Consider the following 15,035-nt stretch of genomic DNA (forward strand, 5'->3'; position numbering starts at 1 on the left):
CATGCTAGCCGCAGGCAAGGTCACGGGTTTGGTGTGTTGTCAGTAAACCGGAAAACTAGGACTATGCGTGTTTACCCCACCTTCTTCAAGCTCGCCTTCTCCTGGATGGATGCCGAGAAAGCACACAAGATCGGCTTTCAAGCGATCCGGGCGGCCCACCGCACCGGTGCAGGCCGGGTTCTTGCCAGGATCACAGCTCCGGATTCGTCCCTTCGAACTGAGGCTTTTGGGTTGACGTTCCCTTCTCCCTTCGGTTTGGCGGCCGGCTTCGACAAGGAAGGCCATGGAATCGAAGCGCTGGCCGAACTGGGGTTTGGCCATGTAGAGGTGGGAACCATTACCGGGCAGGCCCAGCCGGGCAACGAAAAGCCGCGTTTGTTCCGGTTGATCGAGGACCGCGCCGTCATCAACCGCATGGGCTTCAACAACGATGGCGCAGCAGCAGTTGCTCCGCGGCTCAAGTCGGCGAAAGCTGCCCTGCAGCGCCTGCATGCCGATGTACGACCCGTGATTGGTGTCAACATCGGTAAGACGAAAGTTGTTGAGCTGGATGAGGCCACGGAAGACTACCTCGTTAGCGCCCGGACCCTCGCTCCCGCCGCCGACTACCTGGTGGTCAACGTCAGTTCGCCCAACACGCCAGGACTACGGCTGCTCCAGAACGTGGAAACTCTGCGGCCTTTGCTCCGGGCCGTAGGGGATGCGGCAGATGAAGCTGCTGGCCGCCATGTTCCGCTCCTGGTCAAGATTGCGCCAGACCTGAGCAACGAGGACATCGACGACGTCGCCCGGCTTGCCCTTGACCTCAAGCTGGACGGCATCATCGCCACCAACACCACCATCGCCCGTGAGGGGCTCACCACTGATGCCGCGAAGGTTGGATCACTGGGAGCGGGCGGGCTTTCAGGTGCCCCGCTGAAGCAGCGATCCCTGGAGGTCTTGCGACGACTCAAGGACGCCGTGGGAGATCAGCTCGTACTCATTGCCGTGGGTGGGGTGGAGTCAGCCCAGGATGTCCAGGACCGTTTGAATGCAGGCGCAACCCTGGTGCAGGGATACACGGCGTTCCTTTACGAGGGCCCGTTCTGGGCATCGCGTATTAACAAGGGCCTGGCGAAGATCCGGAAGCGTAACTCCCGCTAGGCCAGGGCTGCCGATGGTCCAGGGCCTCCATCCAGGAGTCAGGACGAAGGCGACAATACGAAGACCCCGGACCAATGGTCCGGGGTCTTCGTATAAGTAGTGGGTTGGGGCCTCTTCAGCGTGGCGCTAAGCGGGGTACTGGCCGCGCTTGACCTGCGGCTTGGGGAGGCGGAGCTTGCGGAACTGCAGGGCGCGCATACATCCATACCAGACTGATCCACGCTCGACTTCACCGAACTTCTCGCCCAAGCGCTTACGGAGCTTGCGCGAAAGGATGAAAACATCCACAAAGACGGCAAGGAACATGATCCAGAAGCCAATCAGGACATACGTAATCTGTGAACTGCTGGCCGGGATGATCAGGGAGATGACCACGAACAGCAGGGCCCCGAACATCAGGTATTCACCGAGGCTGAACCGGGCATCGACGTAATCCCGAACGAAACGCTTCTGGGGTCCCTTGTCCCTCAGGGGCAGGTACTTTTCGTCACCCGTGTCCAATGCCTGCCGCATCTTCTGCCGCTGGTCCTGAACCGCTACCCGTTCGGCCTCCTTGGAAGCTTTGCGGTCAGTGGGCACCAACGGGCGCTTGCGGGCTGCCTCCTGGTCCTTCCGCTTGGGCGTAGGGGCGCCCTTTCCGACGCCCGGTTCCTGGGCGGCGGCCTGGGCCTGGTCTACTACTGCTTGAGCGCTGGGCTCTTCCTTTTTGCGTCCGAACACCCATACAGAATACCCCGCAGGAAGGTGGCGCAGGTTACGGGCCCACCGTGGTTCGGTGGGCGTGTGGCAGCCTGCCGCGCCTTCCGTCGCCGCTTCTTGGCCAGCTGTAAAGTTTGGGCATGACATCAGCACATGCGGAGACCCCGCAGAATCAGCAACGGAACTCCGGCCACAGCATGGAGGGTCCGTCGTCGAACCAGGTCATCGACTCCAATGGCGTGGCCGCTCTGGCCAAAGCAGTAGATGAATCATTTAGCGCTACCCTCGGCTCGTTAAAGGACCTCGTCGGGATCCCCGGAATCGCGTGGCCCAGTTTCGACCCCGCCGAGCTGGAGCGCAGCGCTGAAGCTGTCGCCTCCTTGGTAAGGGCAACGGGAATGGATGACGTCCGAATTCTTCGCTGCGACAAATTGGATGGAACGCCCGGTGGTCCCGCCGTCGTCGCCCGCCGTCCGGCCCGCGACGGTCAGCCGACGATTCTGTTGTACGCGCACCATGACGTCCAGCCTCCAGGCGATCGAAATCTTTGGGCTTCCGAGCCTTTCATCGCGGAGGAGCGGGAAGGCCGGCTCTATGGTCGTGGCGCTGCTGACGACAAAGCCGGCATCATGGCCCATCTGGCGGCTTACGCCGCTGCTACGAAAGTCCTGGGGGATGAGTTTGGCCTGGGCGTAACCTTCTTCTTTGAAGGCGAAGAAGAAGCGGGTTCACCCACGTTTCGGACATTCCTTGAGGAACATCGCGAGCTTCTCCGCTCCGACGTGATCGTGGTGGCGGACTCCAGCAACTGGAAGGTCGGCATTCCCGCCTTAACTACCAGCCTGCGTGGGCTCGTGGATGGCACCTTCGAAGTCCGTGTGCTGGAGCATGCGGTGCATTCGGGAATGTACGGTGGCCCGGTGCTGGACGCCCCCACCCTGTTGTCCCGTCTCATCGCGACGCTCCACGACGACGAAGGAAACGTCGCCGTGGCGGGCCTGGTGGGAAATGACGACGTTGCGGTTGACCTGACCGAGGCAGAATACCGCGCTGACGCTTCAGTGCTCGACGGCGTCAAACTTGCCGGGAGCGGGACGATCGGCTCGCGTTTGTGGACCAAGCCGGCGTTGGCCATCATCGGCATGGATGTTCCCGCTGTTGCCGTTGCCTCAAATACGCTCATTCCCGCAGCCCGGGCGAAATTCAGCATGCGCCTGGCACCCGGTCAGGATCCTGACGCCGCCATGGAGGCTTTAAGGAACCACGTTCAGTCCCGTGCACCATTCGGTGCAGAAGTAACATTCACGCCGGGGGAGCGAGGAAATGCCTTCGCGACCGATACCTCGTCAGCAGCTGCCAGGGTGGCACTCTGGGCCCTGGGGGAGGCCTGGGGAGTCCAACCAGTGGAAATGGGAATCGGCGGTTCCATCCCGTTCATTGCCGACCTGACCGAGATGTATCCCGATGTCCAGATTCTCGTGACGGGTGTAGAAGATCCGGATTCCCGCGCCCACAGTGCCAACGAATCACTTCACATCGGCGATTTCCGTCATGCTGTGCTGGCCGAGGCGCTGATGCTGGCGCGGCTTAATGTCGAAGGCCTGGACCGGTAAGCAGCGCGTTGGCGTTACGGGGGGACTCTTTCCGTGGGCGGTCGAGCACGCCGGGAACAAGTAATTGCCGTCCGTGGTTACGTCAGAAGTTATAGCTCAGCGTCTGCGCGACGTAGCATGGAGCTATAACCCGTACGTAATTGGGTAAGGGCAGGCTGCGTTCCGGCGCCGCCGCCAGAAGCGTCATAAGAAGGTAGGCCAATGAGCACTGCAACCAACGAAAACAGCACCGGAGCACAGCTCGTCCCCGACGAGGAGCTTCTCACGCATGAGGTCAATCTGACCGATGTCGCGGCAGGCAAGGTCCGTAGCCTCCTCGAACAGGAAGGGCGCACCGATCTGCGGCTGCGCGTTGCAGTCCAGCCGGGCGGCTGCTCCGGCTTGATCTACCAGCTCTACTTCGACGAGCGCCTCCTCGACGGCGACGCCGTCCGCGACTACGACGGCGTTGAGGTCGTAGTCGACAAGATGAGCGTCCCTTACCTGAGTGGGGCCAGCATCGACTTCGAGGACACCATCTCGAAGCAGGGCTTCACCATTGATAACCCGAACGCCGGTGGGTCTTGCGCTTGCGGCGATTCGTTCCACTGACGTGAGCTATCGCCGCATGTCGGCGCCCCTCTGCATGCGTTCCAACGCATTCGGAGCCACGGCGCCGACATGTGCGCGAAAACCGCTTCATAGCGGTAAGCTCTACATCGGGTAGTAAAACTTTTAGTGTGCCCGGTGGCCTTTGGCCTGCCGGGAGACAGCAACAAGAGGAAGGGCCGTCTGTGAGTTCGCAGAACCGAACCGGCAGCCGACGCATAAAGATCACCTCGATCACTGGCTTGGCACTAGCCGGCGCGTTGGTTTTGACCGGATGTTCACCAGAGGTAGAGAAGGGTTGGCTGCCAACTGAGCGCGGCACGACCAACCACACTGACCGGATCATGGACCTCTGGGTCAACTCATGGATCGCCGCCTTGGCAGTCGGTATCATCACGTGGGGCCTTCTGGTCTGGTGCATCATCGCTTACCGCCGCCGCAAGGGCACCATTGGATTCCCGAAGCAGCTCAGCTACAACCTGCCGCTTGAGGTCTTCTACTTGACCATTCCGCTGTTCATGGTGCTGGTGTTCTTCTACTTCACCGACCAGGACCAGCGCGCGATCGATGACCGCTCACAGCCGGCAGACGTCGTCATTGACGTGCGCGGCAAGCAGTGGGCTTGGGACTTCAACTACAAAAAGGGCCAGGTCATCAACGAAGACCTCCACGAGGCCGGCGTTCAGGCTCACCTGACCGGCAACGAGGTCAACAAGGACCTGCTTCCCACGCTGTACTTGCCTGTTGGCAAGTCGGTTGACCTGGAGCTGAACTCCCGCGATGTCATCCACTCTTTCTGGGTCCCGGCCTTCCTGCAGAAGCGGGACATGATCCCCGGCAAGACCAACTACATCAGGTTCACTCCCACCAAGGAGGGCACTTTCGATGGCAAGTGCGCCGAACTCTGCGGTGAATACCACTCCGAAATGCTGTTCCGCGTCAAGGTTGTCTCCGAGTCTGAATTCCAGGACCACATGGACAAGCTTCGCCAGGACGGCAACACGGGCCTGCTCGGTGCGGAATACGACCGCAACCCGGACCTGATCGAAACCAAGTAAGGGGAGCGACGTGGCTACTTACACTCAATCCGCCGGGACCCTAGAGGCTCCCGTAGTTCCTAAATCCAAGGGACGCATAGTCGTCAACTGGATCACCTCCACGGACCACAAGACCATCGGGTACATGTACCTCATTGCGTCCTTCGTGTTCTTCTGCCTCGGCGGCGTCATGGCGCTGCTGATCCGTGCTGAACTGTTCGAACCCGGTATGCAGATCCTGCAGACCAAGGAACAGTACAACCAGATGTTCACGATGCACGGCACCGTGATGCTGCTGATGTTTGCGACACCGCTGTTTGCGGGCTTCACGAACGTCATCATGCCCCTGCAGATTGGCGCCCCCGACGTCGCCTTCCCGCGATTGAACGCGCTGGCCTTCTGGTTCTTCCTCTTCGGCTCCACCATTGCTGTGTCCGGCTTCATCACGCCGCAGGGTGCTGCATCGTTCGGCTGGTTCGCGTATGCGCCACTGTCGAACACCACCTTTACGCCCGGCGTCGGCGGTGACCTGTGGGTCTTCGGCCTCGCACTGTCCGGCTTCGGCACCATCCTTGGTGCCGTCAACTTCATCACCACGATCATCTGCATGCGTGCCCCCGGCATGACCATGTGGCGCATGCCGATCTTCACCTGGAATGCCCTGGTGACGTCCATCCTCGTCCTTATGGCGTTCCCGCCGCTGGCCGCTGCCCTGTTCGCCCTCGGTGCGGACCGCAAATTTGGTGCCCACATCTTCGACCCCGAAAACGGCGGCGCCGTCCTCTGGCAGCACCTCTTCTGGTTCTTCGGCCACCCCGAGGTGTACATCATCGCCCTGCCGTTCTTCGGCATCGTGTCCGAGATTTTCCCGGTCTTCAGCCGGAAGCCGATCTTTGGTTACAAGGGCCTTGTGTACGCAACCATCGCAATTGCGGCGCTGTCCGTCACCGTCTGGGCACACCACATGTATGTGACCGGTTCGGTGCTCCTTCCGTTCTTCGCGTTCATGACCATGTTGATTGCGGTGCCCACCGGCGTGAAATTCTTCAACTGGATCGGTACGCTCTGGCAGGGTTCCATCACCTTCGAGACTCCGATGCTCTGGAGCATCGGCTTCCTGGTGACCTTCCTGTTTGGTGGCCTCACGGGTATTATCCTTGCGTCCCCGCCACTGGACTTCCACGTCTCGGACTCCTACTTCGTGGTGGCACACTTCCACTACGTGGTCTTCGGTACGGTTGTGTTCGCCATGTTCGCCGGCTTCTACTTCTGGTGGCCGAAGTGGACCGGCAAGATGCTGAACGAGCGTCTGGGCAAGATTCACTTCTGGCTTCTATTCCTTGGCTTCCACGGCACCTTCCTGATCCAGCACTGGCTGGGTGTTGAGGGTATGCCCCGCCGCTACGCCGACTACATGCCGCAGGACAACTTCACTTGGATGAACCAGTTCTCCACGATCTCCTCCTTCGTCCTGGGTGCATCCCTGCTGCCGTTCTTCTGGAATGTCTACATCACCTGGCGCAGCAACAAGAAGGTGGAAGTTGATGACCCTTGGGGCTTCGGAGCGTCGCTTGAATGGGCGACTTCCTGCCCGCCGCCGCGCCACAACTTCACATCGCTGCCCCGTATCCGTTCGGAGCGCCCGGCACTGGACCTGCACCACCCTGAGTTGGCCCAGGTCCACACCGCCCAGTCCCCGGACCCCGCAGCAGTGCTGCTAGGCAACGCCGACCAGAAGGACGTTCGCAAGTGAAAATTGAATCGTGGCTCTTTGGAGCAGGAGCATTCTTCTTCATCCCGGTCGCCATCGCCTACGGCTTCCTGACGGAATGGCATGAGTGGGTCGGCGTTCTGGGCATTCTCCTGGTTGGCGGTCTCGTAGGCATGATCGGCGCTTACCTGGGCTTTACTGGCAAGCGAATTGGTATGCGTCCAGAAGACCGCCCTGATGCTGAAATTCACGAGGGCGCGGGTGAACAGGGGCACTTCAGCCCTTGGAGCTGGTGGCCGCTGGTTCTCGGCATTGCATGCGCAAGCGGCTTCCTGGGCCTTGCGGTGGGTTTCTGGATCACCTTCATCGCGGGTGGCATTGCCGTTGTGGCACTGGTCGGCTGGGTCTTCGAATACAGCCGTGGCGACCACGCGCACTAGCAACAAAACAGCATAACGACGACGGGCCCCACCTTTTGGTGGGGCCCGTCGTCGTTGTCTCTATGGGTGGTCGTTGGCCTTTAGATAGTGTCCTGGGCCATTATTGGGGCTTCAGCGGGCGTGAGTGCCCTCCAGCACAGCAGAGAGCCCACGAAGGGCATTGTTGGCGGCGGAGACAGTTTGGCCGTCCTGGAGGCCGTCCAGCGCGACTTCAAGGTGCACCTCGCAGCCATGGCCAAAGTCTTCTGTCATGACTTCCAGGAGGGAGCGTGCGTCTACTGGCGGTCCGTCAGGCTTCCTTATCGTCACTGGCAGGCCTGTCTCAGTTACTGCGCGGACAAATATGGCTGCTGCTCGCGCATGCAGGCCAATCTCTGCTGCGACGAAGGATTTCTGCTCCAGCAAGCCAGCTCCTTTGCTAGGACGGAATATGCGTCCGTGAAATTTGATCCATACAAGCGTAGCCGCTGCTTGGCCTGCTCTCCATATCGAGGACTCCGGCTGGTCTAGACCTGTGCCCTGACTGATCTACCCTTAATGCATGACTCATTTGATGTTGGGCGCTCGTCATGCCTGAAGCCGCGAGTATCGCCGGTGAAATTGACCGGACCAGCAGCACTCCCATTTACATCCAACTCCGTGAGATATTGAGGAGTTTCATAGCCCAGTCATGCCCTCCTGGTTCGTCGTTGCCGTCCGAAAGGGACCTCTCGCTAAGGTTTGGCCTTGCAAGGATGACGGTACGGCAGGCCATTGATGCGCTGGTGGGCGAAGAAGTCATTGAGCGTGTGGTGGGACTGGGCACGTTCGTGAAGAAGCCCAAACTGGATCTTCAAGTGAAGCTGACCTCCTATAGCGAGGAGATGCAACGACGCGGGATGGTTCCGGCTGCCAAGGTGTTGAGTTTCGAACAGATTGCTGCCAGTGCCTTTCTGGCGCGGGAGCTACAGCTCGAGGAAGGCACGCCGTTGGTCCGTTTCAGGCGGTTGCTGTTGGCCGACAACGAACCTATGAGCGTCGACGAGAATTTCATCCCGGCGCACCGTGTCCCCGGACTATTGGATGAGGCGCCGCCCACGTCGCTCTACAACGTCCTCAGCGAACGCTTCGGCCTGGTCATGGAATGGGGAGAGGACATGATTGAGGCAACGGCTGCATCCCCCTCCACGGCAAGGCTGTTGAACGTGGATGTGGGCGCACCCCTGCTGAAGATCCAACGTCATGCCTTCGTGGCCCGCGCAATGGTGGACTACTCTGTTTCGTACTATCGGGCAGATCGCTATAAGCTCTGGGTTCCTCTACAGCGACCAGGGGTGCGGCCCACACGCAACTATTCCTCTGGTTATCGAACTCAATAGCGCCGGAAGCGGTCCGTAACGGTCCGCTCGTCACAAACAGTGAATGCAACAGGGAAGGGCACGATCCATATGGATCGTGCCCCATGCGCGTGTGCTGCTTCAAGTTCCGCAGGAGTTGCCGGAGCAACACGGTCTTCAAAGAACCACTTGGAGAGCGCTGCACGCCGCTTTTCCTTGCGGGTTACGACACCGTGTTCGTTCGGCGTCGCGGGCAACGGAACCGGGGATTCGAATCCAACGAGCTTGTAGCGCTTGTACTCGTCCAGGGGAGCGTGTACCTCGATGAACTCACCGTGGGGGAGCCGCACGATGCGGCCGGTCTCACGCCCGTGGAGGGCGATCTCGCGGTCCTTACGCTGCAGAGCGAGTGCGATTCGCTTGGTCACGATGAACGCGAGGATCGGGCCGATGAAGAACAGTGTGCGCAACCAGTACGTGACATCGTTCAGGGATACGTGGAAGTGCGTTGCGATGAGGTCCGAGCCTGCCGCTGCCCACATGACGCAGTACCAAGTGAAGCCTGCAACACCGATCGCGGTACGGGTGGGTGCGTTACGGGGACGGTCAAGGACGTGGTGCTCACGGTTGTCCTTGGTTACCCAGCGTTCGATCCACGGGTACATGAACAGCACGGTGAAGATGATGCCCGCGGGCACGAGTGCCGGCAGCAGGACGTTCAGCGTCAGCGTGTGTCCGAAGATGATGTATTCAAAGTGGAAGTTGTTGATGACGCCAGGCATGAGGCGAAGTGCGCCGTCAACAAATCCGATGTACCAGTCAGGCTGGGTACCGGCGGACACCGGGGAGGGGTCGTAAGGACCGTAGTTCCAGATCGGGTTGATCGTAAAGGCAGCTGCCATAAGGGCCAGGACGCCGAAGACGATGAAGAAGAACCCGCCAGCCTTGGCGGCGTAAACCGGGCCAAGGGGGTAACCGACGACGTTGCCGTCATTGCGTCCCGGGCCGGGGTACTGGGTGTGCTTGTGCACGACAACCATGAACAGGTGAATCACGATCATGAGCAGAATCAGGGCCGGAACCAGAAGGATATGAAGCACATAGAGACGACCAATGATCGCTGTGCCCGGGAATTCTCCGCCGAAGAGGAAGAATGAGATGTAGGTACCAATGACCGGAATGGACTTGATAACGCCATCGATGATGCGCAGACCGTTGCCGGAAAGGAGGTCATCGGGGAGGGAGTAGCCAGTGAAGCCGGCAGCCATGGCCAGAATCAGCAGGACACCGCCCACTACCCAGTTCATTTCACGCGGCTTGCGGAACGCGCCGGTGAAGAAGACGCGCAGCATGTGGACACCCAGGGAGGCCACGAACAGCAGCGCCGCCCAGTGGTGTACCTGGCGCATGAAGAGGCCACCGCGGACATCGAAGGAGATGTTCAGTGATGAGCTGTAAGCCACGGACATTTCGACGTTGTACAACGGCGTGTAGGAACCCTGGTAGTGGGTTTCAGCCATCGAGGGATCGAAGAAGAAGGTCAGGAAGGTGCCCGACATCAGGAGGATGACGAAGGAATACAGCGCCACCTCACCGAACATGAATGACCAGTGGTCCGGGAAGACCTTGCGTCCGAACTCGCGCAGGATGCCGGAGCCACCTACACGTTCGTCCACGAAATCAGTGAAACGGCCAACTTTGGTCTTCGCTACGAAGGGGGCTTCAGCTGTTGATGAGGCGCTCATGCTCGTCACGCTCCCAGTAACTCGGTCCTACAGGTTCTTTGAAGTCGCTGGTGGCGACGAGGTAGCCTTCTGCGTCAACTGCGATGGGCAGTTGGGGGAGCGGACGGCTGGCCGGTCCAAAGATGACCTTGCATTCCTGCGTGAGGTCGAACGTGGACTGGTGGCACGGGCACAGAAGGTGGTGTGTCTGCTGCTCGTAAAGAGCAACCGGGCAACCAACGTGTGTGCAGATCTTGGAGTAGGCAACAATGCCGTTGTAGCTCCAGTTCTCGCGGCCCTTAGAGGGGTTCAGCGAGTTCGGATCCAGGCGCATCAGCAGAACGACGGCCTTGGCCTTTGCGTTCAGCTTGCCCTCGTGAAGTTCGTTGAGGCCCTCGGGAATAACATGGAAGGCCGAACCGATGGTGACATCCGAAGCCTTGATGGGAGTGCCATCGGGATCGCGCGTCAGTCGTTTGAGCTTGCCACCTTCAGGAGCCCACATGGTGTGTGCGAGCTTGTCATCAGGACGCGGTCCCAGGTCGCCGAAAATAGCGAGAGCAGGAAGCGGGGCAAGGGCAACGGCGCCAAGAAGGGTGTTGCGGATCAGCGGGCGACGCTTAATGCCGGTTTCCTCGACGATGTCGTCGACGATGCGCACCGCAGCCTGGCGATCTTCCTCGTGACGGATAGCGTGGCGCTCTTCCGACACCTCGTGATCCGGCATCAAGGCCTTGGCCCAGTGCACGATGCCGGTGCCGATGCCAAGCATTGCGAACGCCGTACCCAGGCCCAGGAGCAGGTTCTGGGTACGGATGTTTGCAATCGTCGAATCGTCGCCCAAATCGATGGCGAAGTACGCCACCAGGAAGATCAGCGTGCCGATGACAGAGGTGCCAAACAAAATGGCTACCTGACGCTCGGCTCGCTTTGCGGCTACCGGGTCCGTGTCAGCCAGGCGCAAACGATGCGGAGGAAGTCCAGGATCCTGGAACTTCTCCACTTCATTCTGACCAGCCGTAGCTACGGTGCCCGAGTGGTTCGGACTGCCGTCACTATGGTTGCCCATAATTCGCCTCATCCTTCTCTCGTTGTCTCGGCCTGGGCCGAGTTAATTTTCAGTTCGAAACTGCTGACCATGCAGCAGAAGTTTGTTGTTTCGTCCGGACTAGGACGTGCGTGACGTCAGCCAGATGGTGAAGGCGATGATGACGCCCAAGCCGGCAATCCAGACGAAGAGACCTTCAGACACCGGGCCTAGGGCGCCGAGATCGGCACCGCCCGGTGAGCCGTTGGCTTCGATGGTCTTGAGGAAGGTGATGATGTCGCGCTTACCTTCGGGTGAGACGTTCGAATCGTTGAACACAGGCATGTTCTGCGGGCCCGTGGCCATGGCTTCGTAGATGTGCTTTCCTGTGACATCTGCCAGCGCGGGAGCGAACTTGCCGCGAGTCAGGGCGCCACCGGCTGCGGCAGCGTTGTGGCACATGGCGCAGTTGACGCGGAAGAGCTCGCCACCTTTGGCTGCATCTCCCTTTTCGTCAAGGAGGTGTTCTTCCGGAATCGCAGGGCCCGCGCCGAGCGATGCAACGTAAGCGGCCAGCTGGCTGGTCTGCTCCTCGTTGAACTGAACGGGCTTCTTCTGTGCCTGGGGGCCATTCATCTGCATGGGCATGCGGCCGGTGCCAACCTGGAAGTCAACTGCTGCGGCACCCACGCCGACCAGCGAGGGGCCGTCCTTGGTTCCGCTTGCACCCATGCCGTGGCAGGTGGCGCAGTTGGCAGCAAACAACTTGCCGCCTTGCTCTACGTCACTTGCGCTGTAGCTGGTGGTGTCGGCCTTGGCCTGGTTGACGGATGTGGCAACGGCGTACAGCCCACCAGTGAGGAGGAGGCCCATCAGCAGCAGCGCTATGGCTGCCAGTGGGTGACGTCGCTTCTGCGAGAGTGCCTTCACGTGGTGGTTCCTTTATTCGATCCTGCGTCGGCTCCGCGAGCCGCTTCTTGAAATTCTGCCTCTTGTAGAAAAAGAGTCAAAGCCGGGCTACTTCAGGACGTAGATGACCAGGAAGAGGCCAATCCAGACAACGTCCACGAAGTGCCAGTAGTACGAGGTGACGATCGCGGATGTGGCTTCAAAGTGCCCAAACTTCTTGGCTGCAAACGCACGGCCAATGATGAACAGGAACGCGATCAAACCGCCGATGACGTGAAGGCCGTGGAAGCCTGTGGTCATGTAGAAGGCGGAACCGTAGGCGTTGGATGACAGGGAAACGTGCTCTGAGACGAGCATGGCGTATTCCGTGGTCTGTCCGGCTACGAAGAAGGAACCCATGATGAAGGTGAGAACGAACCATTCGCTCATGCCCCAGCGGGTGAACTGCAGGGGTCCGCCGGTGCGGCGCGGTTCAAGGCGCTCAGCGGCGAAAACGCCCATCTGGCACGTGAAGGAACTGGCCACAAGGACGATGGTGTTGACGAGCGCAAACGGGAAGTTGAGCTTGGTCGTCTCCTCGGCCCACATCAATCCTGATGTGGACCGCAGGGTGAAGTACATGGCAAAGAGACCGGCGAAGAACATCAACTCACTGGACAGCCAAACAACGGTTCCAACAGAAACCAGATTGGGGCGGTTCAGCGTCGGGTGCGCCGGGGTACTGGGGGCATGGGTCGCAGATGTCACAAGGACATTATGTCTGTAAAAGTCCAGAGTTCCCAATGCAAACCACCGATTCGGGAGACTTTTTCTACAAAGACGCGAAATCGCGCGGAAAAGTTCCCGGTCCGGTTCACATTGGTCATCGGTGCAGCCCGGTCGATAGCATCAAGGGGTGACTTCTCCGGCATCGGCACCTGCAGCCAGCAATAACTGGCCAGGGCTCATCTCAGCACTGATCAACGGCGACGACCTTGCAGTGGGCAATACTGAGTGGGCCATGAACACGATCATGGCCGGCGAAGCGACTCCCGCGCAGATCGCTGGTTTCCTGGTTGCCCTGCGGGCCAAGGGCGAAACGGTGGAAGAACTGACCGGCCTTGTGGAGGCCATGCTTCAGAATGCCAACCCCATACAGATCTCCGGTGAAAAGCTGGACATTGTGGGAACAGGCGGGGACAGGCTGAACACCGTCAACATCTCCACCATGGCAGCCCTTGTTGCGGCCGGCGCGGGCGCGAAAGTCGTCAAGCACGGAAACCGGGCGGCGTCGTCGACGTCTGGTTCTGCTGATGTATTGGAAGCCTTGGGTGTCCGCCTGGACCTTTCGATTGACCAGGTTGCCCGGAATGCGGAGGAGGCAGGAATCACCTTCTGCTTCGCGCAGGTTTTCCATCCCTCGTTCCGTCATACTGCAGTACCCCGGCGGGAGTTGGCAGTGCCCACGGCCTTTAATTTTCTCGGCCCCATGACGAATCCTGCTCATGTTCAGGCTTCGGCAGTCGGCGTCGCCAACGCCCGGATGGCTCCACTTGTTGCGGGCGTCCTTGCCCGTCGCGGCAGCCGCGGCCTGGTGTTCCGCGGCGACGATGGGCTGGACGAATTGACACCCACGGGGCCATCCACAGTCTGGGAGATAAGGAACGGAACCGTCACAGAACAGGTGTTCTCACCCGCTGAGCTCGGTATCGAACCGTCCACCGTTGCAGATCTGCGGGGCGGGGACGCAGCCGCAAATGCAGTGGTTGTACGTGAAGTCCTTGATGGCAAGACAGGTCCTGTGCGTGATGCTGTCCTCTTGAATGCTGCAGCTGGCCTGGTTTCCGTTGACATGAACGCCGAAGGCGATCTGTTGGAACGGATGCGAGCCGCCTTCATGCTGGCGGCGGAGTCCGTGGACTCAGGTAAGGCCGCTGGTGTCCTGACCAAGTGGATCGCCCTTAGCCAGAGTTCCAAAGACTAGCCACAGCGTCAGCCTCGCAGGCTGTGCTGCCGCCTCGAAGCGGGATCTAGAGGCGTCCTTAAGTCCTATTCGAAGCCGAGGGCAAAGGCTGCGTCGAGATCGTGCTGCGAGTAGGCACGGAAGGCTATGTGGGTAGTGGTGTGAACCACGGAATCCACCTTCGACAGGCGGTCAGCGATGACATCCGCGAGGTCTTCATGCTTGGACACTCTGGCTACAGCGATCAGGTCCCATTCTCCAGTGACGGAATAGACTTCACTGATGCCCTGGATGGCCGAAATCTGCTCGGCGGTTTCCGGAATGCGCGAAGCATCGGTCTTGATCAGGACGAAAGCGGTGATCACGTGGGGCCTTTCCGGAAAACCTTCATTGCGGACGAACTTCAGCCTAGTACATGGGAGATGAAGGGACCCTTTCAGGCTTTGGAATGGCGTTTTCGTGACGCCCGCAGAATTAACGCGAGAATGGCGCGGAAGCCGAGCAGGAAAACGCCCAGGCTGATAAGTGCCACGATGACAAAGGGCAACACCACCGTCTGGCCAGTCACCGCCCTGAGCAGCATGCCGATCATTACCGCACCGATCCAGACGCAAATGCCCGAAGGCCAGAGGGCATAGGGCGCACGCCAAACCCTTGCGACCAGCCAGGCAACGCCCGCACCAGCGAGGAAGGGCCAGGCCGTGACAAAGGCGCCCGTGATGATGTCTCCCCGGGCATGGGCGTCGCGGCCGATCGCGGCGAAGACAAGAATCAACACGAGATCGGCGGCGGCAGCAGGAATCCAGGATCTAAGCGATGAGGGCATGGTCTGACACTATCCGGGCGGAAGTGCGGGCGCGAAGTTGACGTCCCGCAGATTCTCTCT

Annotated in this window: 16 protein-coding genes; 8 read left to right on the top strand and 8 right to left on the bottom strand. The window is 60.0% G+C overall.

Annotation, left to right across the window (positions count from 1 at the left end; genetic code table 11):
* The first annotated feature begins 63 nt into the window (after positions 1-63).
* Positions 64-1,143, top strand: a complete 1,080-nt coding sequence (locus AC1DD5_RS11290) for a quinone-dependent dihydroorotate dehydrogenase (RefSeq protein ID WP_477519422.1) — start codon at positions 64-66, stop codon at positions 1,141-1,143.
* A gap of 126 nt (positions 1,144-1,269) precedes the next feature.
* Here AC1DD5_RS11290 and AC1DD5_RS11295 read toward each other — a convergent pair whose 3' ends face one another.
* Complete coding sequence (locus AC1DD5_RS11295; protein ID WP_442005658.1) at positions 1,270-1,863, bottom strand: DUF3043 domain-containing protein; 594 nt, start codon at positions 1,861-1,863, stop codon at positions 1,270-1,272.
* Between the two features lie 119 nt (positions 1,864-1,982).
* Between AC1DD5_RS11295 and AC1DD5_RS11300 the strand changes: the two genes are divergently transcribed.
* The 5 genes from AC1DD5_RS11300 to AC1DD5_RS11320 all read left to right on the top strand — a co-directional run bounded on the left by AC1DD5_RS11300 (position 1,983) and on the right by AC1DD5_RS11320 (position 7,231).
* Entirely contained in the window at positions 1,983-3,455 is a 1,473-nt protein-coding gene (locus tag AC1DD5_RS11300) for a M20/M25/M40 family metallo-hydrolase (RefSeq protein WP_477521485.1), read from the top strand.
* A 201-nt stretch (positions 3,456-3,656) separates the two neighbouring features.
* On the top strand, positions 3,657-4,046 hold the full coding sequence (locus AC1DD5_RS11305) for a HesB/IscA family protein (RefSeq protein ID WP_442005656.1): 390 nt from the start codon (positions 3,657-3,659) through the stop codon (positions 4,044-4,046).
* Between the two features lie 182 nt (positions 4,047-4,228).
* The gene (gene ctaC, locus AC1DD5_RS11310) at positions 4,229-5,101 is read left to right on the top strand and encodes an aa3-type cytochrome oxidase subunit II (RefSeq protein WP_442005655.1); all 873 of its coding nucleotides are present in this window, start codon (positions 4,229-4,231) and stop codon (positions 5,099-5,101) included.
* A gap of 10 nt (positions 5,102-5,111) precedes the next feature.
* A complete protein-coding gene (gene ctaD, locus AC1DD5_RS11315; protein WP_216925611.1) occupies positions 5,112-6,833 on the top strand; it encodes an aa3-type cytochrome oxidase subunit I in 1,722 nt (573 codons plus the stop codon).
* Positions 6,830-7,231, top strand: a complete 402-nt coding sequence (locus AC1DD5_RS11320; protein WP_442017777.1) for a cytochrome c oxidase subunit 4 — start codon at positions 6,830-6,832, stop codon at positions 7,229-7,231. Before ctaD ends, AC1DD5_RS11320 begins: the two co-directional genes overlap by 4 nt.
* Positions 7,232-7,342: 111 nt before the next feature.
* Here AC1DD5_RS11320 and AC1DD5_RS11325 read toward each other — a convergent pair whose 3' ends face one another.
* Positions 7,343-7,636 (bottom strand): HPr family phosphocarrier protein, encoded by a 294-nt coding sequence (locus AC1DD5_RS11325; protein ID WP_477519420.1) that lies wholly within the window; start codon positions 7,634-7,636, stop codon positions 7,343-7,345.
* A gap of 164 nt (positions 7,637-7,800) precedes the next feature.
* On the opposite strand from AC1DD5_RS11325, the gene AC1DD5_RS11330 reads away from it, so the two are divergent.
* Entirely contained in the window at positions 7,801-8,589 is a 789-nt protein-coding gene (locus tag AC1DD5_RS11330) for a GntR family transcriptional regulator (protein WP_477521486.1), read from the top strand.
* On the opposite strand, the gene qcrB is transcribed toward AC1DD5_RS11330, so the two are convergent.
* From qcrB to ctaE, 4 genes are all read right to left on the bottom strand, one after another.
* The gene (gene qcrB, locus AC1DD5_RS11335; RefSeq protein WP_477521487.1) at positions 8,583-10,292 is read right to left on the bottom strand and encodes a cytochrome bc1 complex cytochrome b subunit; all 1,710 of its coding nucleotides are present in this window, start codon (positions 10,290-10,292) and stop codon (positions 8,583-8,585) included. The genes AC1DD5_RS11330 and qcrB overlap by 7 nt on opposite strands.
* Positions 10,270-11,340: a cytochrome bc1 complex Rieske iron-sulfur subunit gene (gene qcrA / locus AC1DD5_RS11340; RefSeq protein WP_477521488.1), complete on the bottom strand. Its 1,071-nt coding sequence runs from the start codon at positions 11,338-11,340 to the stop codon at positions 10,270-10,272. The genes qcrB and qcrA overlap by 23 nt, the downstream gene beginning before the upstream one ends.
* Before the next feature lie 99 nt (positions 11,341-11,439).
* Positions 11,440-12,228, bottom strand: coding sequence for a cytochrome bc1 complex diheme cytochrome c subunit (gene qcrC, locus AC1DD5_RS11345; RefSeq protein WP_442005650.1), 789 nt, complete (start codon positions 12,226-12,228; stop codon positions 11,440-11,442).
* Positions 12,229-12,315: 87 nt separating this feature from the next.
* Positions 12,316-12,954, bottom strand: a complete 639-nt coding sequence (gene ctaE / locus AC1DD5_RS11350; protein WP_442005649.1) for an aa3-type cytochrome oxidase subunit III — start codon at positions 12,952-12,954, stop codon at positions 12,316-12,318.
* A 148-nt stretch (positions 12,955-13,102) separates the two neighbouring features.
* Here ctaE and trpD point away from each other — a divergent pair, with 148 nt between their 5' ends.
* Positions 13,103-14,170 carry an anthranilate phosphoribosyltransferase gene (gene trpD, locus AC1DD5_RS11355; protein WP_477519418.1) on the top strand — a complete coding sequence of 356 codons (1,068 nt, stop codon included), beginning with the start codon at positions 13,103-13,105 and terminating at the stop codon, positions 14,168-14,170.
* A gap of 65 nt (positions 14,171-14,235) precedes the next feature.
* Here the strand turns inward: trpD and AC1DD5_RS11360 are convergent, their stop codons facing one another.
* Together AC1DD5_RS11360 and AC1DD5_RS11365 are read right to left on the bottom strand one after the other, a co-directional pair.
* A complete protein-coding gene (locus tag AC1DD5_RS11360; RefSeq protein ID WP_223932953.1) occupies positions 14,236-14,514 on the bottom strand; it encodes an Lrp/AsnC family transcriptional regulator in 279 nt (92 codons plus the stop codon).
* Positions 14,515-14,585: 71 nt separating this feature from the next.
* Positions 14,586-14,975, bottom strand: coding sequence for a DUF3054 domain-containing protein (locus AC1DD5_RS11365; RefSeq protein ID WP_442017783.1), 390 nt, complete (start codon positions 14,973-14,975; stop codon positions 14,586-14,588).
* Positions 14,976-15,035 lie beyond the last annotated feature (60 nt).

Source organism: Paenarthrobacter sp. 10L420 (assembly GCF_056395385.1).

Coding starts and splice junctions, on each gene's coding strand:
- AC1DD5_RS11330 (WP_477521486.1), top strand. CDS start 7,801: ATGCCTGAAGCCGCGAGTATCGCCGGTGAAATTGACCGGACCAGCAGC.
- AC1DD5_RS11290 (WP_477519422.1), top strand. CDS start 64: ATGCGTGTTTACCCCACCTTCTTCAAGCTCGCCTTCTCCTGGATGGAT.
- qcrB (WP_477521487.1), bottom strand. CDS start 10,292: ATGAGCGCCTCATCAACAGCTGAAGCCCCCTTCGTAGCGAAGACCAAA.
- AC1DD5_RS11305 (WP_442005656.1), top strand. CDS start 3,657: ATGAGCACTGCAACCAACGAAAACAGCACCGGAGCACAGCTCGTCCCC.
- AC1DD5_RS11300 (WP_477521485.1), top strand. CDS start 1,983: ATGACATCAGCACATGCGGAGACCCCGCAGAATCAGCAACGGAACTCC.
- AC1DD5_RS11365 (WP_442017783.1), bottom strand. CDS start 14,975: ATGCCCTCATCGCTTAGATCCTGGATTCCTGCTGCCGCCGCCGATCTC.
- qcrA (WP_477521488.1), bottom strand. CDS start 11,340: ATGGGCAACCATAGTGACGGCAGTCCGAACCACTCGGGCACCGTAGCT.